15 protein-coding genes and 1 pseudogene are annotated in these 19,552 nt (G+C 66.1%); 9 read left to right on the top strand and 7 right to left on the bottom strand.

Going from position 1 to position 19,552, the window contains the following annotated elements; translation table 11 throughout:
* Positions 1-20: 20 nt before the first annotated feature.
* A pseudogene (locus XaplCFBP3123_RS17545) lies at positions 21-739 on the bottom strand (hypothetical protein).
* Between the two features lie 455 nt (positions 740-1,194).
* Between XaplCFBP3123_RS17545 and XaplCFBP3123_RS17540 the strand changes: the two are divergent.
* Positions 1,195-2,121, top strand: coding sequence for an oxygenase MpaB family protein (locus XaplCFBP3123_RS17540; RefSeq protein ID WP_104535182.1), 927 nt, complete (start codon positions 1,195-1,197; stop codon positions 2,119-2,121).
* A gap of 324 nt (positions 2,122-2,445) precedes the next feature.
* On the opposite strand, the gene XaplCFBP3123_RS17535 is transcribed toward XaplCFBP3123_RS17540, so the two are convergent.
* The 5 genes from XaplCFBP3123_RS17535 to XaplCFBP3123_RS17515 form a co-directional block, all read right to left on the bottom strand.
* A complete protein-coding gene (locus XaplCFBP3123_RS17535) occupies positions 2,446-4,515 on the bottom strand; it encodes a M13 family metallopeptidase (RefSeq protein WP_104535282.1) in 2,070 nt (689 codons plus the stop codon).
* Between the two features lie 152 nt (positions 4,516-4,667).
* Positions 4,668-5,363, bottom strand: a complete 696-nt coding sequence (locus XaplCFBP3123_RS17530; protein WP_104535181.1) for a glycosyltransferase — start codon at positions 5,361-5,363, stop codon at positions 4,668-4,670.
* 118 nt (positions 5,364-5,481) lie between these two features.
* Positions 5,482-6,477, bottom strand: a complete 996-nt coding sequence (locus XaplCFBP3123_RS17525) for an aldo/keto reductase (protein ID WP_104535180.1) — start codon at positions 6,475-6,477, stop codon at positions 5,482-5,484.
* A 275-nt stretch (positions 6,478-6,752) separates the two neighbouring features.
* A complete protein-coding gene (locus XaplCFBP3123_RS17520; protein WP_104535179.1) occupies positions 6,753-7,322 on the bottom strand; it encodes a flavodoxin family protein in 570 nt (189 codons plus the stop codon).
* A 93-nt stretch (positions 7,323-7,415) separates the two neighbouring features.
* The gene (locus XaplCFBP3123_RS17515) at positions 7,416-8,309 is read right to left on the bottom strand and encodes a LysR family transcriptional regulator (RefSeq protein WP_104535178.1); all 894 of its coding nucleotides are present in this window, start codon (positions 8,307-8,309) and stop codon (positions 7,416-7,418) included.
* Between the two features lie 105 nt (positions 8,310-8,414).
* On the opposite strand from XaplCFBP3123_RS17515, the gene XaplCFBP3123_RS17510 reads away from it, so the two are divergent.
* From XaplCFBP3123_RS17510 to XaplCFBP3123_RS17495, 4 genes are all read left to right on the top strand, one after another.
* Entirely contained in the window at positions 8,415-8,825 is a 411-nt protein-coding gene (locus XaplCFBP3123_RS17510) for a DoxX family protein (protein WP_104535177.1), read from the top strand.
* Positions 8,826-8,856: 31 nt separating this feature from the next.
* Positions 8,857-9,687, top strand: coding sequence for a dioxygenase family protein (locus XaplCFBP3123_RS17505; protein ID WP_104535176.1), 831 nt, complete (start codon positions 8,857-8,859; stop codon positions 9,685-9,687).
* A 317-nt stretch (positions 9,688-10,004) separates the two neighbouring features.
* Complete coding sequence (locus XaplCFBP3123_RS17500; RefSeq protein WP_104535175.1) at positions 10,005-11,249, top strand: putative DNA modification/repair radical SAM protein; 1,245 nt, start codon at positions 10,005-10,007, stop codon at positions 11,247-11,249.
* Positions 11,250-11,447: 198 nt separating this feature from the next.
* Positions 11,448-12,887, top strand: coding sequence for a UdgX family uracil-DNA binding protein (locus tag XaplCFBP3123_RS17495; protein WP_104535174.1), 1,440 nt, complete (start codon positions 11,448-11,450; stop codon positions 12,885-12,887).
* A 256-nt stretch (positions 12,888-13,143) separates the two neighbouring features.
* On the opposite strand, the gene XaplCFBP3123_RS17490 is transcribed toward XaplCFBP3123_RS17495, so the two are convergent.
* The gene (locus XaplCFBP3123_RS17490) at positions 13,144-13,701 is read right to left on the bottom strand and encodes a fasciclin domain-containing protein (protein ID WP_172453341.1); all 558 of its coding nucleotides are present in this window, start codon (positions 13,699-13,701) and stop codon (positions 13,144-13,146) included.
* Positions 13,702-14,170: 469 nt separating this feature from the next.
* Here XaplCFBP3123_RS17490 and XaplCFBP3123_RS21735 point away from each other — a divergent pair, with 469 nt between their 5' ends.
* The 4 genes from XaplCFBP3123_RS21735 to XaplCFBP3123_RS17465 all read left to right on the top strand — a co-directional run bounded on the left by XaplCFBP3123_RS21735 (position 14,171) and on the right by XaplCFBP3123_RS17465 (position 19,132).
* Complete coding sequence (locus XaplCFBP3123_RS21735) at positions 14,171-14,965, top strand: hypothetical protein (RefSeq protein WP_253254236.1); 795 nt, start codon at positions 14,171-14,173, stop codon at positions 14,963-14,965.
* A gap of 385 nt (positions 14,966-15,350) precedes the next feature.
* Positions 15,351-16,988 carry a Na+/H+ antiporter gene (locus XaplCFBP3123_RS17475; protein ID WP_104535172.1) on the top strand — a complete coding sequence of 546 codons (1,638 nt, stop codon included), beginning with the start codon at positions 15,351-15,353 and terminating at the stop codon, positions 16,986-16,988.
* 441 nt (positions 16,989-17,429) lie between these two features.
* The gene (locus tag XaplCFBP3123_RS17470; RefSeq protein WP_104535171.1) at positions 17,430-18,374 is read left to right on the top strand and encodes an ABC transporter ATP-binding protein; all 945 of its coding nucleotides are present in this window, start codon (positions 17,430-17,432) and stop codon (positions 18,372-18,374) included.
* Positions 18,371-19,132: an ABC transporter permease gene (locus tag XaplCFBP3123_RS17465; protein ID WP_104535170.1), complete on the top strand. Its 762-nt coding sequence runs from the start codon at positions 18,371-18,373 to the stop codon at positions 19,130-19,132. Before XaplCFBP3123_RS17470 ends, XaplCFBP3123_RS17465 begins: the two co-directional genes overlap by 4 nt.
* Positions 19,133-19,552: the final 420 nt, after the last annotated feature.

The raw sequence follows: 19,552 nt of genomic DNA, 5'->3' as shown, positions 1-19,552 counted from the left end.
CTGCATCCATCGCTGGACCGCTACGCCAGCGTCCCTGCCGCGCTAGGGGTATTGGTAATGGTCACCAGGCGCGGCGCACCATCGAAGCGGTCCAGATCGCGCAACAGTTCGGTGTAGCGACGCAGCCGCCCCATCTCGCGCATGTTGACGATGTCTTCGTGGCGCAATTCGCGCCTGGAACTGACGTCCTGCTTGTAGCGCAGCACTTCCGGGTAGCGGCGCGTCATGTCCAGCGCATCGGCCACGCATTCGACCGAGTCGGCATCCGGGGTGAGCCGCGCGCGGCTGTTGAAGGCGCGTAGCCAGCGTTCGAAACCGGCGCTGTGGTCGAACAGATCGGCGATGTACCACATGACGAACAGGATCGAGGCCCACGAGGTAAAGATGATCACCACGCGGCTGAAGGTGAGGTGGTAGTCGTTCTGCCACAGCTGGTGGGTGATCACGCCGAGCAGCACCAGCGAGATCGCCTGCCAGCCGATGATCGAGGCGATCACCCATTGTTTCTTGGCCACCTTGAGCAGATTGAGCTCCCGGTCGAGCTGCTGGTCGGTCTTTTCGCGCCAGTGCGCGACCTGCTCGTCGAAGGAGAGCCGATGGAGTGCGTTGTCCTGCAATAGCAGGCCCAAACCCTGGAACAAAGCGATCATGACAAGCTCCTGACGGATGGCTGGTACGAACGACTTGCTGCACCCGGCAACGCGCCGGTGCCCTGGAGCGACCGGGCAGCGGCTCGCAGCGATGCAGGCCTGTGCGCGGACGGCCCTAGTTCTAGCACTTTCGCTGTGCATGGCAATGCCTGCTGCGACCCGAGGGCCGGCCAATCCCGCGCACCCGCGCACAAATCGCGGTATTCAGGCGCTTTGCAGCGTTTGCCGAATGACTGCAGCCGCCGGGCGTCGCCATTCTTGCTGCACTGCACACGCGCGCGTGCGTGCCTGAGTGCATCCGCGATCGAGGTGGTTGCGATGGGCGCAGTCGAGTCCGGCGTACAGATCGCGTGAGCGCCGCGCGAGCATCCATGCCGCTCAAGGTCCCGCGACGACCGGGCAAGGACCAGTCCAGATGGTCGGCGCACATGGGTGCGAGCAGCGCACGCGGCGCTGCCATTGACGAATCCCAATCTCCAATCCCCAATGCCAGCCCCTCAGGGCCACGACGCGGTCTTGCAGCCGCCTAGGTATCCTTGCGCGCATGTCAGCCGTCCTGCGTACCCTCACCGCCCCTGCCGCCAGGCAGATCCATCGCTGGGTGCTGGGCGCGTTTCCGCGTGGCCAGAGCACCATCGACTACGACCAGCCACTCGGAGATCCCGGCATCTTCGGGCCCGACAGCGTCACCTGGCGGGTGCATTCGGAATTTCCCGGCATGTTGTCCGGCGGGCTGTGCGCATTGATGCTGCAGCTGCTGCATCCACGCGCGCTGGCCGGGGTCTACGACCATTCCAACTTCCGCGCCGACCTGGTCGGGCGGCTGCGGCGCACCACCAATTTCGTCGCCGGCACCACCTACGCCCCGCGCGCCGAAGCCGAGCAATTGATCGCCCGCGTGCGCAGCATCCACTCGCATATCCACGGCCACACCGCCGACGGCCTGCCTTACGACGCCAACGATCCGCCGTTGCTGACCTGGGTGCACGTCACCGAGGCCTACGGTTTTCTGCAGGGTTGCCGACGTTATTGCCGCGACGTGCCGGCGCGCATCGCCGATCGTTACTACGACGAAGCGCGCCGTGTCGCCGAAGCGCTGGGCGCCACCGATGTGCCCGCCAGCGAAGCGCAGGTCGATGCCTATTTCGCCACCGTGCGCGGGCAGTTGCGCATGGACACGCGCTCGCGCGAGGTGCTCGACATCCTCACCAGCATCCAGTTGCCGGTGCCGGCGGCCGGTCTGTCGCGCGGCGTGTTCCTCGGTGCCGGTACCTCCTTGTTGCCGGGTTGGGCCAGCGACATGCTCGGCCGCACCACCACGCAGCGCGCGCAGGCGCATGCGTCGGCGCGGCTGCTGCGCAGCCTGTCGCCCTTGTTCCGCACCGCGCTACGCGACGGGCTGTCCGCACGCGCGTGCCGCCGCATGCAGCTGCCGCAGACGCTGTTGCTGGAGTGGCCCGGGGAACGGTGAGTGCGGGTGCTTGCTGGGTGCAGTGCGGTGGTGTGACGCGGGGGCTGGTGCGCTGTGTGGCCGTACCCTCACCCCAACCCCTCTCCCGGCGGGAGAGGGGCCAGCCTGCTGCGCGCTTTGAGACCCCGCTAAATCCTGCTCTCAAGCACCCTCCCGGCGGGAGAGGGCCAGCCTGCTGCGCGCGTTGAAATCAAGCTGAATCCTGCTCTCAAGCCCTTCTCCCACCGGGAGAGGGGTTGGGGTGAGGGTACGGTGGAGAGACGTACTCCAGCCCCATGGATCCGGCCTGCGTCACGCGCAATCGCCATCGCAGCGGAACACCACCTACCAGATCCGTACCCGCTGCTCGGGCGGCAGATACAACTGCTGGCCCGGCTGCACATCGAATGCCGGATACCAGGCATCGAGGTTGCGCACGGTCTGCGCGCGGAAGCGTCCTGGTGCGTGCACGTCGGTGAGCACGGCGTTGCGTAGCGCCGCGTCGCGGTACTTGCCGCGCCAGGCCTGCGCAAAGCCCAGGAAGAAGCGCTGGTCCGGGCTGAAGCCGTCGATGGTCTGCGGCTGCTTGCCCTGCAGCGACAGCTGATAGGCGTCGTAGGCAGTGGCCAGGCCGGCGACGTCGGCGATGTTCTCGCCCAGCGTCAGCTTGCCGTTGACGCTCAGGTCGTCGAACGGCTTGTACGCACTGAACTGCGCGGCGAGCGCATTGCCGGCGGCCTCGAATTTTTTCAGATCCTGCGGCGTCCACCAGTTGTGCAGCTCGCCATGTTCGTCGAACTGCGCGCCCATGTTGTCGAAGCTGTGGCTGATCTCGTGGCCGATCACTGCGCCGATGGCGCCGTAGTTCACCGCATCGTCTGCCGCCGGGTCGAAGAACGGCGGCTGCAGGATCGCGGCCGGAAACAGCAGGCGGTTTTCCAGCGGCACGTTCAGCGCGTTGACCTCCTGCGGCAGCATGTACCACTCGCGGTGATCCACGGCCTTGCCCAGCTTGGCCAGATTGCGCCGGTACTCGAACAGCTCGGCGCGCTGCACATTGCCCAGCGCGTCGTCGCGGCGCACATCCAGCGCGCTGTAGTCGCGCCAGGTGTCCGGATAGCCCACCGCCACCGTCAGCCCGGAAATCTTGGCCTTGGCATGCTGTTTGGTCTGCGGACTCATCCACTCCAGCGCGTCGATGCGTTTGCCGAAGGCGGTGACGATGTTCCTGACCATCTCCTCGGCACGCGTCTTGGTCTGGGCGCTGACGTACTTCTGCACATAGCGCTCGCCCACCGCTTCGCCCAGGGCCGCGTTGGTGGCGTCGATGCCGCGCTTCCAGCGCTGCCGTTGTTGCGGGGTGCCTTCCAGCGTGGTGCCGTAGAACGCAAAGCGCTCATCGGCAAAGGCCTTGGACAGATACGGCGAGGCGCGGTCCAGGGCGCGAAAGCTCAGGTAGTCCTTCCAGGTCTGCAGCGATTCGGAGCGCACCAGGGTCGACAACCCGGTCACCGCGCCGGGCTGCCAGACGATGAACTCCTGCTGCGCCTTCAAGCCGGCCGCATCGAAGAACGGCGCCCATTCCAGGCCAGGCGCGTGACGCGCAAAATCGGCCTGTCTCCAGGCATTGGCGCCGGCCTGCACGTTGTTGGTCTGTTCGGCGGTGGCGTGCACGCGCGCCATCGCGGTTTCCAGGGCCAGGATGCGCTCGGCCCTGGCCGCTGCGTCGGCGATGCCGGCCAGTTCCAGCAGTTTGACGATGTGCGCGCGGTAGGCATCGCGCATCTGCGTCATGCGGCCGTCGTCCAGATAGAAGCTGCGGTCCGGCATGCCCAGGCCGCCCTGCACCAGATACGGCGCGTAGCGGCCCGGGTGATGCAGATCCTGCGAGATCCACAGACCGAACAGCCGGTCGGTATGGAAATTGGTGGAGTTGAGCAAATCCACATCGGCGCGCAGCTGGCCGCCCAGGGTGCGCGCCAGGGCCTGTTTGTCGTCCAGCTGCGCAATGGCGTCCAATTCCGGTTGCACCGGGCGCACGCCCTTGGCCTCGATGCCGGCTTCATCCATGTAGGCCGCGTAGTAATCGCCAATCTGCTTGTCTTCGCCGGTGACACGGTCGTTGGCGGCAGCGCCTTCGATGATGTCGCGGCTGTGCTGCTCGGTCTCGATCGCGATGCTGACGAAGCTGTTGAAGCTGGAGCGGTCGTCAGGGATCTGGGTGGTCCTGACCCAGTTGCCGCTGGCGTAGCTGAAGAAGTCGTCGCCCGCTGCCACGCTGCGGTCCATGCCCGCCGCATCGAAACCGAAATCGCCCAGCTTGGGCGTGGTGGGCGTGGCTGTGGCGTGCGCCGTCGTTGCCGGTGAGGTGCCGTCGCGTTGGCACGCGGCGGTGCTCAGCAGGGCCGCCGACAGCGCAGCGATCAGGACAGGGCGGTGCAGAAGAGCCATGCGAGCGCAACTCGGAAACGTAAAAACAGACATACCAGTGTAAATTGCCGCCGTCGCCACGTCCCGACGCGAGTGCGGCGCGCAGCCGGCACAGCGGCCCTGCGGACACGCGCGGTTCAGCGCCGGCGCTGGTACCAGAATCCCAGGGCATCGCGGGTCTGCAGCATGCTTCGCCCACGCCACAGAAAGCGCAACAGCAACCTCAGGTGCTCGCGCTTGGAAAAGCTGCGCAGCTTGCGGTCGGAGGTGTGCACGGTCTGGCGCAGGATCACGAACCGCCCGCAGCGTGCCAGGGCGCGACTCAATGCCACATCTTCGCCGGCGTAGTAACGCGTATCGAAGCCGCCGGCGCTGACGAATGCGGCGCGCGTGCAGAACAGGAAGCAGCCCGGTGCGATGCCGCCGAGACGGAACAACCCGCCGAAGATCGCCTGCGCCATGCGCTCGACCCACATGCGCCTGCCTTGCAGATGCACCTGCGCGCCACCGCCGACCGCGCCGGCATCCAGCGCCGCCAGCGCGGCGCCGACCACCTGCGGGTTCACCAGCGTATCGGCATCCAGGAACAGCAGGCGATCGCCTTGCGCCTGCTGCGCGCCGGCATTGCGGGTGGCGGCGATATGGCGCAATTGCACGTCCAGCACCTGCGCACCGGCCGCGCGCGCGATGGCGGCGGTGGCGTCCTCGCAGGCATCGGCCACCACGATCACCTCGTAGTCCAGCTGCAGGGTCTGCGCACAGGCGTGCAGGCACTGCAGCGTCTGGCCGATCAGCACGGCCTCGTCATGGGCGGGGATCACGAAGGACAGCATGGCAGGACGTGTCACTCGGACGGTGGTGATGCCCAGTGTGCGAGCCATGCCGGTGCGATGGCGTGAGCGCACGCCATCGCCGGACCGTCGCGCCCGCGTGTGCTCCCACGCGCACCGCTCAGCGGCTGAGCGCGCCCATCATCGCTTCCGGATACCGCGTACCGGACGCGGCCTGCAGCGGGAAGATCGCATCGATGCGTGCGAGCTCGTCCGGCATCAGCGCCACATCGAGCGCGCCGAGGTTTTCTTCCAGGTAGGCCAGCCGCTTGGTGCCCGGGATCGGCACCAGGTCCTGGCCCTGCGCCAGTACCCAGGCCAGTGCCAGCTGCCCCGGCGTGATGCCCTTGTCGGCGGCGATCGCCTTGACCTGCTCCACCAGTTGCAGGTTGCGGGTGAAGTTCTCGCCCTGGAAACGCGGGGAATGGCGGCGGTAATCGTCGGCCTCGAAGTCGTCCGGGGAGGCGAATGCGCCGGTCAGAAACCCGCGGCCCAGCGGCGAATACGGAACGAACCCGATCCCGAGTTCGCGCACGGTGGCGAAGACGCCGTTGTCCTCGGGCTCGCGCGACCACAGCGAGTATTCGGTCTGCACCGCAGTGATGGGATGCACCGCATGCGCGCGGCGGATGGTGGTTGCAGCGGCTTCCGACAGCCCCAGGAAACGCACCTTGCCTTGCTCGACCAGACGCGACATCGCCCCGACGGTGTCTTCGATCGGCACGTTGGGGTCCACGCGGTGCTGGTAGTACAGATCGATGTGCTCCACGCCCAGGCGGCGCAGGCTGGCTTCGCAGGCCGATTGCACATAGTCCGGGCTGCCATCGATGCCGCGCACCGACGGGTCGTTGGGATCGAGTTTGATGCCGAACTTGGTGGCCAAAAACACCTCGTGCCGGCGCGCGGCGATGGCCTTGCCGACCAGGATTTCATTGGTATGCGGGCCGTACATGTCCGCGGTGTCGAGCAGACTGACGCCGTGATCGAGCGCGCGATGGATCACCGCGATCGAGCCGGCCTCGTCGCTGCGATCGCCGTAGAACGCGCTCATGCCCATACAGCCGAGGCCGAGCGCAGAGACGGTGGGGCCGGAACGGCCAAGCGTGCGGGTTTGCATGGTGCGTGAAACTCCGTGCGGCGAAGAAGGCAGGGGAAGGATGCGGCGGCGCGCGTTAGCGCGGTGTGGCCCGTGCGATGACGCGCTGTGGGTGGCTGGCGGGCTGCTGTGGCGTCCGGTGAGCTCACAGGCAAACGGCCGTCAGGCAAGCATCGGCGTTAGAGCGCGCAAACCAGGACGCGGGCTGCGAATCCACGCAAAACCCGCACATGTCAGCAGACCAGGGCCCACTGCCATGCACGGGTGTTCTTACGCGGGCGCTCCTATTCGCCGATTCAGCCCTTGAGCTTGCCGGCGAATTCGGCCACGCGCTTGCCGAGCAGCTTGGCGGTTTCCAGATCGCCGCTGCGCGGCGCTTCTTCCGGCGAGGCATCGGAGGGCGAGATCGCCAGCGCGCCTGCCGAGCCGGCGGTCCAGTTGATGTCCTGCGGACCGTTCGCCTTGGTGTTGGACGGCAGCAGGCCGGTACCCACCCAGACCTGGCCGTGCTGCTGCGACAGCGTCCAGAAATACTGGATGGTGGCGTACTTGTCGCCGTTCACCGAGGCCGAGTTGGTGAAGCCGGCCGCGATCTTGTCCTTCCAGGCCTGCGCAAACCACGGCTTGGAGCTGGCGTCGGCAAACTTCTTGAACTGCCACGCCGGCCCGCCCATGTAGGTGGGGCTGCCGTAGATGATGGCGTCGGCTGCGCCGATCGCCTCCCAGGCGTCGTCGGGCAGGTTGCCGTCCTGGTCGATGCGGTACAGCGTGGCCTCGCCGACACTGGCGGCGCCGGCATGCACGGCTTCGGCCAGTTTGACGGTGTGGCCGTAGCCGCTGAAATAGATGATGGCGATCTTGCTCATGCGCAGTCCTGTTGGTCTGGGGGGCCCCGATTGTGACCACACATGCGGCGCCAGGTTAATGACCATCGACGGGACGTACTGTTGCCGGGCTCATCAGCGCCCCGTATCGCCCATGCTGTCGACCAGGTAATCGATGAAGCTGCGGACCTTCGGGGCCAGATGGCTGCGGCTGGTATAGACGGCAAAGATGCCGATCTCCCCCAGCGCGTACTGCGGAAGGATGCGCACCAGCCGGCCGGCGGCCAGATGCTCGTCGGCCAGGAAGTCCGGCTGCATCGCGATGCCCAGGCCGGCCACCGCCGCCGCGCTCAGCACATGCCCGTTGTTGGCGCGCAGGCTGCCGTGGATGCGCACATCGCTATCGCCATCGGGCCCATGGAAGCGCACCTCGTCGCCGTTGGGCGAGTAGTGGTACAGCAGGCAGTCGTGGCCGGCCAGGTCGGCCGGGTGCATCGGGGTGCCCGCACGGGCCAGGTAGGCCGGCGCCGCGCAGGGCACCAGGCGGACCGTGCCCAGGCGCCGGGCGATCAGCGTCGGCGCCGGCTGACGGGTGATGCGGATGGCCACATCAAAGCCTTCTTCGACCATGTCGACCAGCCGGTCCGACAGCGACAGGTCCAGTTCCACCTGCGGGTAGCGCGCGCAAAAGCCCGGCAGCAGCGCGGCCAGGCGCTCGATTCCATAGCTCACCGGCGCATTGACGCGCAGTACCCCGGCCGGCTCGAGCGCCTGCGCGCCGACCGTGGCCTCCAGATCGTCCAGGTCGGCCAGCAGTTGCAGACAGCGCTGGTAATACGCGGTCCCGGCGCTGGTCAGGCTGACCCGCCGGGTGGTGCGGTTGAGCAGGCGGGTGCCCAGCCGTTGCTCGAGCGCGGCGACCTGCCGGGTCACGCTGGCGGTGGAGCGGTCCAGCGCATCGGCGGCGGCACTGAAGCCGCTGCGTTCGGCCACTGCTGCGAACACGCGCATCGCATCGAGAGTATCCATGGGTGTCCTATTATTGCTTTGATCGCAATAAATTATCCGAACTAGAACTATTTATCAGAATTTTGTAAGCAATAGGCTGTGCAGGTCCTCACCGGAGTCCGTCCAATGTCCACGTCCCTTGCTTCCCCGCGTACCGCTGCCTATGGCGTCGCCTTGCTGCGCATCAGTCTGGGCGCGCTGTTTCTGGCGCACGGCCTGACCAAGTTGCTGGTATTCACCCCGGCCGGCACCGTGGCCTATTTCCACTCGCTCGGCCTGCCGGGCGCGCTGGCCTACCTCACCATCGCGCTGGAACTGGGCCTGGGCCTGTCCTTGCTGCTGGGCATCTACGCGCGCTGGGTCGGGCTGCTGGGCGTGCCGCTGCTGCTGGGCACCATCGTCAGCGTGCACGGTGGCAACGGGTTCGGCTTCTCCAATCCGGGTGGCGGCTGGGAGTACCCGGCGCTCTGGGCGGTGTTGCTGATCGTGCAAGCCCTGCTCGGCGATGGCGCGTGGGCGCTGAAGCCGGCGCGTTGAGGCGGCCTGTCGTTCTTTTGAGGAGTGCCCCATGACCCGTTTGCCTTCCCTGTACATCTCGCACGGATCGCCGATGACTACCTTGCAGCCGGGGCAGGTCGGCGAGCGCCTGGCCGAGCTCGCGCAGACCTTGCCGCGGCCGCGCGCGATCGTGGTGGCGTCCGCGCACTGGCTGGGCCGTCGCCCGCTGGTCAGCGGCGCCGCGCAGCCGCCCACCATCCATGACTTCGGCGGCTTTCCGGCGCCGCTGTACGAGCTGGAATATCCCGCGTCCGGCGAGCCGGCGCTGGCGCAGCAGATCGTGCGCCGGCTGGAACAGGCCGGCCTGCATCCGTACCTGGACCCGCAGCGCGGCTTCGATCACGGCGTATGGGTGCCGCTGCGCCTGCTGTATCCGGCCGCCGACATCCCGGTGGTGTCGGTGTCGATCCAACCCGAGCTGGGGCCGGCGCACCAGTTTGCGGTCGGTCGCGCGCTGGCACCGCTGCGCGAGGAAGGCGTGCTGGTGATCGGCTCTGGCAGCATCACCCATAACCTGCACGACTTCCGCCACGGCTACAGCGCCGAGCGCGAGGCGCCGTATGTGCGGCCCTTCATCGAATGGACCGAGCGCAAGCTGGTCGAGGACGACATCGCCGCGTTGCTGGACTACCGCCGGCAGGCACCGCATGCCGCGCGGGCGCATCCCACCGACGAGCACCTGTTGCCGTTGTACGTGGCGATGGGCGCGGCCGGCGACGACCGGCTTGGCGCACAGCGCATTGATGCCGGCATCGATGCGGGGTTTCTGGCGATGGATATCTACCGGTTCGACGGCGATCCCAATGCTGATCGCGCGCTTGCGGGCCCGGTCGCCGCCTGAGCCATGGCGACTGCAGCACGCCTGCGCCGTAGCCGTCACCTACGGCGCAGGCAGCATGCCGGACCCGCAATCCCGAGGCACTGCCCAACCGCCTGCAAGCCAGAGCAAGTGGCCAGTTGGTGACGCTGCAAGCCGGCCTGGTGCGATGGCTGCAACACGCATGACCCGCAGCGACAAGGCTTGCTGCCTACGACAAACCGGCCCGCAGCCGTAAGGCAGGCTGCCCACACTAGCCGGCAGCGCAGCGCTCTGAAGCATTCACGATGAGGTTGCGTGCAGTCTCATGGGCTGAGACGCCATCGCGACATGCTGCTTGCGTGAAAATCCTCGACAAACTCGCAGTGCTGGCCGATGCGGCCAAATATGACGCGTCCTGCGCCTCCAGTGGTGCGAACAAGCGCAATTCGCTCGGCACCGGCGGGGTGGGCAGCACCGAGGGCATGGGGATCTGCCACTCGTATACGCCCGACGGCCGCTGCGTGTCGCTGTTGAAGATCCTGCTCACCAACTTCTGCGTGTTCGATTGCGCGTATTGCGTCAACCGCGTGTCCAGCAACGTGCGCCGCGCGCGCTTCACGCCGGAAGAGGTGGTCACGTTGACGCTGGACTTCTACAAGCGCAATTACATCGAAGGCCTGTTCCTGTCCAGCGGCATCATCCGCAACTCCGATTACACGATGGAGCAGCTGGTGGAAGTGGCCCGACAGCTGCGCGAGGTGCATCACTTCGCCGGTTACATCCACCTCAAGACCATCCCCGATGCCGCGCCCGACCTGCTGGCCGCCGCAGGCCGCTATGCCGACCGCCTGAGCATCAACGTGGAGCTGCCGACCGAGCAGGGATTGACGCTGCTGGCGCCGGAAAAAAGCGTCGGCGGCATCCGCTCGGCGATGGGCGAGTTGCGCTGGCGCATCGAAGAAAACCAGCTCGAGCGCAAGGCCGAAAAGGTGCGCCGTGCCAAGCCGCCTCGGTTTGCGCCGGCCGGGCAGAGCACGCAGATGATCGTCGGCGCCGACGACGCCAACGACCGCAGCATCCTGGACACCAGCCACAATCTCTACGGCAATTACCGGATGCGTCGGGTGTATTACTCGGCCTTCAGTCCGATCCCGGATGCCTCGTCCAAACTGCCGCTGCAGGCGCCGCCATTGCAGCGCGAGCACCGGCTGTATCAGGCCGACTGGCTGCTGCGCTTCTACGCGTTCAGCGTGGAGGAAATTGCGCCGGCGCAATCCAGCGGCATGCTCGATCTGGACGTGGATCCGAAGCTGGCCTGGGCGCTGCGCAATCCCGAGCGGTTTCCGGTGGATCTGAACGCGGCGCCGCGCGAGATGCTGCTGCGGGTGCCAGGTTTGGGCACGCGGAATGTGGAGCGCTTGTTGTTGTCGCGCCGGCATGCGCGGCTGCGGGTGGGCGACCTGGCGCGGTTGCGGGTGCCGATGAAGAAGCTGCTGCCGTTTGTGAGTGTGCTGGATCATCATCCGCGCCAGCGCTTGGACGATCCGATGCGGTTGCGCGCACAACTGGCGCCGGCGCCCAGGCAGGCGGGTCTGTTCGATTGAAACCGCAGCTCCCCGCCAGCGTCCGGCGCGCCGCCGCTTCCGCTCCCTTCTTCCGTGTTGCCGGCCAAGGTGCCCGAAGGGTGGATAAGAATGGCATCAGGCGCAAAGGCGCCACCGAGCGCCAGTGCTGACCCAGGAACATGACGCTGTTGCCAATCCCGAATCCCCAATCCCAACTCACCGGTCCCGACCACCGCGATGTTCAACGCTGACGTCGAGCCGGGTTGGAGCCTTGACGCATGGCGTGCGCTGGCGCGGGCGGGGTGGTGCGCGCAGGTGGAGCCCGACTCCATCGCGTGGAATGGCGGAGAGCAAGGCGGCTTGTTGATGGGGCAGGGGCTGCTGGATTTGCCGGCAGTGGTCGCCGCGCCGCGGGTGTCGGCGCAGTTCCTGCAGATGGCGGGGGCGGTGTTGTGTCATCGCGATCCACAGCGCTATGCGGTGCTGTACCGGTTGCTGTGGCGGGTGGCGTGCGGAGAGCGCGCGCTGCTGGAGCGGGCCACCGATGTCGATGTGCATCGGGTGACGCAGTGGCAAAAAACGGTGCAGCGCGACATCCACAAGATGAAGGCGTTCGTGCGCTTTCGGCGTTTGCCGGTGGAAGAGGAAGACTTCGTGGCGTGGTTCGAGCCCGAACATTGGATCGTGGATCGGGTGGCGCCGTTCTTTGCGCGCCGGTTCGCCGGGATGCGCTGGGCGATCCTCACCCCGTATCGCAGCGTGCGCTGGGATGGCGAGGCATTGACGTTCGGCGAGGGCGCCGTGCGCACCCAGGTGCCGGCCGACGATGCGCAGGAGACGCTCTGGCGCACCTATTACGCGCATATCTTCAATCCGGCGCGGCTCAACCCGACCATGATGCGGCAGGAAATGCCGCAGAAATACTGGAAGAACCTGCCCGAGGCGAGCTTGCTGCCGGAGCTGATCCGCGAGGCCGGCGTGCGCGTGCGCGAGATGGCCGAGCGTGCGCCCGAGCCGGTGCGGCGGCGCGTGCCGGTAGCGCCAACGCCGATCCCGGAAGTGGCCACGCAAAGCCTGGCGCAGTTGCGCGTGGCCGCGCGCGATTGCCGGCGCTGCGCATTATGGCAACCGGCAACGCAGACGGTGTTCGGCGAGGGGCCGAGCGACGCGTCGGTGATGGTGATCGGCGAGCAGCCCGGCGACGAAGAGGATCTGAGCGGGCGTCCGTTCGTCGGGCCGGCCGGGCGTTTGTTCAATAGGGCATTGGACGAGATCGGCATCGATCGCAACACGGTCTACGTGACCAATGCGGTCAAGCATTTCCGTTTCGAGCAACGTGGCAAGCGGCGTCTGCATCGCAACCCGGAACGCTCGCATGTGCAGGCCTGCAGTGGCTGGTTGCAGGCCGAGCGCGCGCAGCTGCGTCCGGCACAGATCGTGTGCCTGGGTGCGACCGCCGCACAGGCGGTGTTGGGAAACAGCTTCCGCCTGATGCAGCAGCGTGGCCAGTGGCTGCGGCTGGACGACGGCACGCCGGTGCTGACCACCGTGCATCCCTCATGGGTACTGCGGCAGGGCTCGGAGGCCGCACGCGAGGAAGGCTACCGCGGATTTGTCGCCGACCTGCGCCAGTTGCTGGATGCACCGATCGCTGCAGAGCGCATGGTGAGGACATAAAAAATGCGCGTGCAAATGCACGCGCACGGTGTCGGAGAACGAGACACCAAGTGGGACCACTGGCGAGCCAGTGGTTCCCTCACCGCCGCTTCGCGGTCTGGTGGCGCGGCCTGGAGCCTGTTTCCAGGCACGCGCGGATTCAATTCAGCAGTGTCTGCACCTCGTCATGGACAACTGAGGCGCTGGCGCTGGCGTGCAATGCCAGCGCATCCAACCACGTCAAGCAAAAGCGGGCGACAGGACTGCTGCATGCCCGTTACGGCATCAACACCTTGTCGACCACATGGATCACGCCATTGCTCTGCATGACATCGGCAATGGTGACGTTGGCGGTGTTGCCCTTGGCGTCGGTGATGGTCACCTTCTTGCCGTTGAGCTTTGCGGTCAGCGCCTCGCCCTGCACCGTGGTCAGCTTCGCGCTGCCGCCACCGGCCTTGATCTTGGCGATCAACGACGCAGCGTCGACCTTGCCCGGCACCACGTGATAGGTCAGCACCTTGGTCAGCGTTGGCTTGGATTCGGGCTTGAGCAAGGTTTCTACCGTACCGGCCGGCAGTGCGGCGAATGCGGCATTGGTCGGAGCGAACACGGTGAACGGGCCCGGCCCCTTCAGCGTGTCGACCAGGCCGGCGGCCTTGACTGCGGCGACCAGGGTGGTGTGGTCCTTGGAGTTGACGGCGTTGTCGACGATGTCCTTGGTGACCAGCATCGGCGCGCCGCCCACGGTCGGGTTCGATGCGGCATAGGCTGGAGCCATTGCGCTGGTCAGGGCAATGGCAGTGGCGACGGCAAGCGACTGGAATGAGGTCTTCATGAGGCATCGATCCTTTGGGTAGGCGACTGCCTGGATGGCAACCGTAGTGCTGGATACGCGGGTAGATGCAGCGCGGATGCATCACGCGGTTTTTACACCGGCGTGCTCGGCACAGCGTCGCTCGAGATCGTCATGCAGGAGGCGTCGATGCCGCCTGTGGAGATCGCTGGGCTCGGGCGGCAGCTGCAGCGCAATCACCTGTCGGTGGTCGGAACCCAAGTGATGCAGGTCCAGGTGCGATTGCAGACAGGACACGATCGACCCGCTGCTGTCCAGGCACTGCGCAGCCAGTGCAGGCGTGCTCAACGCGTTGCGAACGACGGTTGCCGGCAAGCGCGATAAGGGTAGGTCGGATTATCTTTCGCGCTGCGACGCGATGATCGAATGCGTGAAATTCAAGTTGTTTTTGCTACATAAGTTCGTGAGTGAAGCCGGACTAAATAATCCTGGCTGAAGCGCGATTCCGCCGATGATCTGCCGCGCGCGTCATGTAACCTCGCGCCAATGGCTGCAGTCTTCGTTGCTGGCGAGAAGCGCAGATAATGACGTTGAACGTCGCAGGCTGACATCCGCATTCGCGGGCAACATAAATCGCCGAATCACGCAGAAAGGTTGTAGATACATGACGCAGAAAAAAATCGAAGTCACTCGGCTGGCGCTGGGCGCATGGTTGGCTGCAAGCGCGCTGACGCTGTGCGGCATCGCGCAGGCCTCGGCCGCAGCGCCGGCTTCCACGCCAACGCCGTCAAAGGCAGTTGTGCCGTCCAGTGAAACCTATCGGCCTGGGCAGCAATGGATTGTTCCGGGCGAGTGGGAGTTCACCGTCAACGCGGTGCGCCCGGCCAAGGTGAAAATCCACGATGATGGTGGCGGTTCCTGGCAGCCTACGCAGGTGCTGCTGGTAAGTTACAGCTACAAGAACATCGGGTTCGATGACAGCGCCAACTACAGGGACGGCGGGCCCTCGACGCTGGCGTTCTCGAAAGCCCATATCGAGGTGGTCGATGCCAACGATGCCGACAATGGCGGCGCAGGCAATTACCCGGTGCACCTCAAGCTCGTGGCAGACGCCAACGGCCAGAAGATCGGCCAGCGGATGGTCGGCGCGCAGTGGCCGTATGCCTTCAAGAAAAAACCCAAGGCAGTCAAGGTGATGGTGAGTCACTACGATTCCAGGCTGCAACTGCACGAAGCGATCTTCATCGTCCCGGTCGAGACCACGCGGCAATCGCCGCCTGCGAACAGGCACGTTCCCCACGCCTGATTGCGTTTTGTCGGTGAGCTGCCTGGAAAGCGGCTAGTGCAGCAACTGCGCCCCTCCGCAGGCGGTGTGCGCTGTGGGCAGCTTTCCCGTTCTGGCGTTCCAGCGGCCGACCATCGTGGCAGGCCGTGGGATTGGGAGGCACTCCCGCAACATCGGCTCCGCGTCCATGCGCTGGCGTATCGAACGGCGCCGGGTCGATGCCGACCGGCAACGATGTGGCATCGGCAGGCCCTCATGGCAGCTCTGCCGCGACGTACGGCAAGCCGGGCGAGGGGGGGGCAACGGTTTCATCGCCGGGTGCAAACCGGTATGTTCCCGTAGGCGCGTGATGGTGCGTTGCACTCTGCGATGCCGCGCGCGCACCGTTTCTTCTTCCGGGTTTTCCATGCATTCGATCGATGTCGTCCTCGCCATGTTGCTGGCGGTCGCGGCCAGCGGTTATCTGATCCGCATCCTGCCGTTCTCCTTGCCCCTGCCGTTGGTCCAGATTGCGCTTGGCGCGGTGGTTTCGGGTGTGTTCGATGCCGGGCATGAGCTGGAACCGGAGCTGTTCTTCCTGCTGTTCCTGCCGCCGCTGCTGTTTCTGGATGGCTGGCGCATTCCCAAACAAGGCCTGTTCCGCGACAAGGCCGCCATCCTCGAGCTGGCGCTGGGGCTGGTGGTGTTCACCGTGGTCGGCGCGGGCCTGCTGATCCATTGGCTGATTCCGGCGATGCCGCTGGCGGTGGCCTTCGCGCTGGCGGCGATCATCTCGCCGACCGATCCGGTGGCGGTGTCCTCGATCGCCTCCAAGGTGCCGATCCCCAAGCGGCTGATGCACATCCTGGAAGGCGAGTCCCTGCTCAACGATGCCTCCGGGCTGGTGTGCTTCCAGTTCGCGGTGGCCGCGGTGCTGACCGGCAGCTTCTCGCTCGCCACCGCCTCGCTGACCTTCCTATGGGTGGCATTGGCCGGGCTTGCCCTGGGCGTGGCCACCACGTTCGGCCTGAGCCGCATCCAGGCCTGGATCTGGCGTCACTTCGGCGAGGAGCCGGGTTCGGCGATCCTGGTCAATCTGCTGACCCCGTTCGCGGCCTATCTGCTGGCCGAGGCCTTCCATGCCTCCGGCATCCTGGCCGCAGTGGCCGCCGGCGTCACCATGAGCTACGTGGAAATGGCCGGCAACGCGCCGGGCAACATGCGGCTGCAGCGCTCGGCGGTGTGGGACACGGTGCAGTTCACCTTCAACGGCATCATCTTCGTGCTGCTGGGCGAGCAGTTGCCGGGCATCCTGGACGGGGCGGTGCGCAGCGTGCAGGAAGCCGGGCACCTCAATCCGTGGTGGCTGGCGGTGTACGTGGCCACCATCAGCGCCAGCCTGATGGCGTTGCGCTTCGTGTGGGTGTTCCTGTCGCTGCGCTGGAACATCTTCAAGGCGCAGTGGCGCGGCGAGCAGCATGTCAGCCCGCCGTGGCGGATCGTGGTGGCGGTCTCGCTGGCCGGCGTACGCGGTGCGATCACCCTGGCCGGCGTGCTGACGCTGCCGTTGATGCTGGAAGACGGCTCGCCGTTTCCGGCCCGCCAGCTGGCGATCTTCCTGGCCGCCTCGGTGATCCTGGTGTCGTTGCTGGTGGCCAGCGTGGCCTTGCCGCGGCTGCTGCGCGGGCTGGAGCTGCCCGAAGAAGAAGACGAGCAGCTCAAGGAAGATCTGGCGGTGAAGGCGGCCTCGCAGGCGGCGCTGGAAGCGGTGGAAAAACTGCGTCAGCGGCTGGTGGACGGCAGCAAGCATGCCGAGCGCTACAACGCCGCCGCCAACCAGGTCAGCCAGCGCTATCAGCGCAAACTCGGTGCGGTGGACATGGCCGAGACCGACCCGGAAGAGGCCGGCGCCTACGAACAGGCGCTGCGCCAGTTCCGTCATGCCGCGCTGGTGGCCGAGCGCAACGAGTTGTTCAAGCTTGCTAGGCGCCGCGAGATATCCGACGACCTGTCGCGCCGGCTGGTGCGCAATCTGGACCTGATCGAGTCGCGCAAGCGCGCGTAGCGCGCTGGGAATGGGGATTCGGGAATAGGGAATCGCAAAAGCCAGGGCAATGGCCACGGCCATCGTAGGAGCGCACCAGGGCGCGACCGGGCTGTCCCGACACACGTCCAGGCGTGCCGGCTCGGGAATCGGAAATCGCAGCGGCCAGGGCGATGACTACCGCTGCGCTAGGAGCGCACCAGGGCGCGAGAGGCGTTCTCTGGACAGCCCCCGTCGCGCCCAGGTGCGCTCCTACGACACTGCGCGCGCCACAAGGATGTAAGCATCGCAGCCCTTGAGCCGACGCAACGCGCAACCTGCCGGTCTTGTCCGTGTGCAGCGGGCACCAGGCACCAGGCACCAGACAAATCATGGGTCGGGAGACACCATCCCACCAGACCCCCTCCCATCGTCACGGCACGCGGCCTACCCTGTGGCGCTTATCGTTGCCGTGCACAGCCCATGACGCCCATCGTTTCCATCCAGGGATTGAGCAAGACCTACGCTGGCGGTTTTCAGGCGCTCAGGCAGGTGGACCTGCAGATCCGGCGCGGTGAGATCTTCGCGCTGCTCGGTCCCAACGGCGCCGGCAAGACCACGTTGATCAGCATCATCTGCGGGCTGATCAACCCCAGCACCGGCACCGTGCTGGCCGACGGCCACGACATCGTGCGCGACTACCGCGCCGCGCGTGCCAGCATCGGCCTGGTGCCGCAGGAGCTGGCCACCGACGCGTTCGAAACCGTGTGGGCCACCGTGCGCTTCAGTCGCGGCCTGTTCGGCAAGCCGGCCAATGCGGCGTATCTGGAAACGGTGCTGCGCGAGCTCTCGCTGTGGGACAAGCGCCACAACAAGATTTCCACGCTGTCCGGCGGCATGAAGCGGCGCGTGCTGATCGCCAAGGCGCTGGCGCACGAGCCGCGCATCCTGTTTCTGGACGAGCCCACCGCCGGCGTGGACGTGGAGCTGCGTCACGACATGTGGCAGATGGTGCGCAGGCTGCGCGAGCAGGGCACCACGGTGATCCTGACCACCCATTACATCGAGGAAGCCGAAGACATGGCCGACCGGGTCGGGGTGATCAATCGCGGCGAGCTGGTGCTGGTGGAGGACAAGCACACGCTGATGCGCAAGCTCGGCAAGAAGCAGCTCACGTTGAGCCTGCAGGCGCCGCTGCAGTCCATCCCGGCCGCGCTGGGCGATCTGCCGCTGGAACTGTCGGCCGACGGCAACAGCCTGATCTACACCTTCGACACCCAGGCCGAGCAGACCGGCATCGGTGCGTTGCTGCGCCGGCTCAATGAGCAGGGCATCGACTTCAAGGATCTGCATTCCAGCGAAAGTTCGCTGGAGGAGATCTTCGTCAACCTGGTGCATGGCGCCCGCAACGTGGAGGTGCGCGCATGAACCGGCATGCGATCGCGGCGATCTACCGCTTCGAGATGGCGCGCGCCTTCCGCACGCTGACCCAGTCGATCGCCTCGCCGGTGTTGTCGACATCGCTGTATTTTGTGGTGTTCGGTGCGGCGATCGGCTCGCGCATGGGCGACATCGACGGCATCAGCTATGGCGCCTTCATCATTCCCGGGCTGGTGATGCTGTCCTTGCTCAACGAGAGCATTTCCAACGCCTCGTTCGGCATCTACATGCCGCGCTGGGCCGGCACCATCTACGAGGTGCTGTCGGCGCCGGTGGCGTGGTGGGAGATCGTGATCGGCTATGTGGGCGCGGCGGCGACCAAGTCGGTGTTGCTGGGGTTGCTGATCCTGCTCACCGCGCGGTTGTTCGTGCCTTACCAGATCGCCCATCCGTTGTGGATGCTGGGCTTTCTGGTGCTCACCGCGCTGACCTTCAGCCTGTTCGGTTTCATCATCGGCATCTGGGCCGACGGCTTCGAGAAACTGCAGGTGATCCCGCTGATGGTGGTGACGCCACTGACCTTCCTGGGCGGCAGTTTCTACTCGATCAACATGCTGCCGCCGCTATGGCAGAAGGTCACCTTGTTCAATCCGGTGGTGTACCTGATCAGCGGGTTCCGCTGGAGTTTCTACGGCAAGGCCGACGTGCACATCGCGGTGAGCACCGGCATGACGTTCCTGTTCCTGCTGGTGTGCCTGGGCGTGGTGGCGGCGATCTTCCGCAGCGGTTACCGGCTCAAGGCCTGAGGAGTGAACGCAGTGGGTTTGTCGGCCGCATCCTGGTGGATGCCGTCGGGCGTCCAGGTCAAACGCGTCGGAAGTCCAGATCAAACGCTGAGTGGGTCGAGTGCGCGGTGCCCTCGCCGCTCGCGGGACACGCCGTAGACCCATCCCTGGGGGCTCGGTGGCGGCATCCATGCCGCCACACGGTCCCGCAACCGGCGAGGACACCGCACCAGACAGTTGGTCGGCGCTCAGTTGAAAAGCCGTCTGTCCTGCGGCGTGCATCTGACGTGGAGCCGATGCTCCATGACCGAACGAGGCGCATCCAGCACGGCTCTTCCATGCACACCGACCATCTCGATTAGTCCTTGCCTGCCCACCGTCGCGGGACCTTACGCGGCATGGATGCCGCGTAAGGGCTTACAAGGACGTCCTTGCAGTGTG

This window comes from Xanthomonas arboricola pv. populi, from assembly GCF_002939945.1.
GTDB lineage: Bacteria > Pseudomonadota > Gammaproteobacteria > Xanthomonadales > Xanthomonadaceae > Xanthomonas > Xanthomonas arboricola_A.
Note: the sequence above shows the minus strand (reverse complement) of the source record. Positions and strands in the feature narration are given on the sequence as shown.

What these genes read in the sequence shown, in the direction of transcription:
- XaplCFBP3123_RS17540 (WP_104535182.1), top strand. Translation starts at nt 1,195, where the DNA reads ATGTCAGCCGTCCTGCGTACCCTCACCGCCCCTGCCGCCAGGCAGATC.
- XaplCFBP3123_RS17530 (WP_104535181.1), bottom strand. Translation starts at nt 5,363, where the DNA reads ATGCTGTCCTTCGTGATCCCCGCCCATGACGAGGCCGTGCTGATCGGC.
- XaplCFBP3123_RS17525 (WP_104535180.1), bottom strand. Translation starts at nt 6,477, where the DNA reads ATGCAAACCCGCACGCTTGGCCGTTCCGGCCCCACCGTCTCTGCGCTC.
- XaplCFBP3123_RS17520 (WP_104535179.1), bottom strand. Translation starts at nt 7,322, where the DNA reads ATGAGCAAGATCGCCATCATCTATTTCAGCGGCTACGGCCACACCGTC.
- XaplCFBP3123_RS17515 (WP_104535178.1), bottom strand. Translation starts at nt 8,309, where the DNA reads ATGGATACTCTCGATGCGATGCGCGTGTTCGCAGCAGTGGCCGAACGC.
- XaplCFBP3123_RS17510 (WP_104535177.1), top strand. Translation starts at nt 8,415, where the DNA reads ATGTCCACGTCCCTTGCTTCCCCGCGTACCGCTGCCTATGGCGTCGCC.
- XaplCFBP3123_RS17505 (WP_104535176.1), top strand. Translation starts at nt 8,857, where the DNA reads ATGACCCGTTTGCCTTCCCTGTACATCTCGCACGGATCGCCGATGACT.
- XaplCFBP3123_RS17495 (WP_104535174.1), top strand. Translation starts at nt 11,448, where the DNA reads ATGTTCAACGCTGACGTCGAGCCGGGTTGGAGCCTTGACGCATGGCGT.
- XaplCFBP3123_RS17490 (WP_172453341.1), bottom strand. Translation starts at nt 13,701, where the DNA reads ATGAAGACCTCATTCCAGTCGCTTGCCGTCGCCACTGCCATTGCCCTG.
- XaplCFBP3123_RS21735 (WP_253254236.1), top strand. Translation starts at nt 14,171, where the DNA reads ATGATCTGCCGCGCGCGTCATGTAACCTCGCGCCAATGGCTGCAGTCT.
- XaplCFBP3123_RS17475 (WP_104535172.1), top strand. Translation starts at nt 15,351, where the DNA reads ATGCATTCGATCGATGTCGTCCTCGCCATGTTGCTGGCGGTCGCGGCC.
- XaplCFBP3123_RS17470 (WP_104535171.1), top strand. Translation starts at nt 17,430, where the DNA reads ATGACGCCCATCGTTTCCATCCAGGGATTGAGCAAGACCTACGCTGGC.
- XaplCFBP3123_RS17465 (WP_104535170.1), top strand. Translation starts at nt 18,371, where the DNA reads ATGAACCGGCATGCGATCGCGGCGATCTACCGCTTCGAGATGGCGCGC.